The sequence below is a fragment of the Acetomicrobium sp. S15 = DSM 107314 genome, from assembly GCF_016125955.1.
GTDB classification, from domain to species: domain Bacteria; phylum Synergistota; class Synergistia; order Synergistales; family Thermosynergistaceae; genus Thermosynergistes; species Thermosynergistes pyruvativorans.
The window spans coordinates 1-305 of sequence record NZ_JADEVE010000170.1 but is presented as its reverse complement, the minus strand read 5'-3'; the positions used below and the strand labels follow the sequence as shown (position 1 = coordinate 305).

The 305-nt window shown below is 37.0% G+C and carries 1 protein-coding gene; it reads left to right on the top strand.

Translation table 11 applies throughout. From position 1 onward, the window contains the following. The coding region (locus EZM41_RS03960) for a retrotransposon gag domain-containing protein (protein WP_198469733.1) at positions 1–305 on the top strand (305 nt) is incomplete at both ends.

Sequence of the window (305 nt, the reverse complement as noted above, 5' to 3'; positions counted from 1 at the left end):
AGTCAATACTCTGCTGGGATGCTTATCTCAAACAAAATTCGTGAAGGTTATGCAATATAAATCCGCAAAAGAAATATGGGACAAGATTGTCTTGAGCTACGAAGGAGATGAACAGGTAAAGCGTGCTAAACTTCAAACCCTCAGGATTCAGTATGAGAATCTCAGAATGTATAATGATGAAAGTGTGGCTAACTATTTCCTTCGGGTAGATGAGATTGTTAATTGCATGAAAAACTTGGGTGAAGAAATAAAAGAGGCTATTGTGGTTGAAAAAGTTCTAAGATCATTGTCCCCCAAGTTTGAAT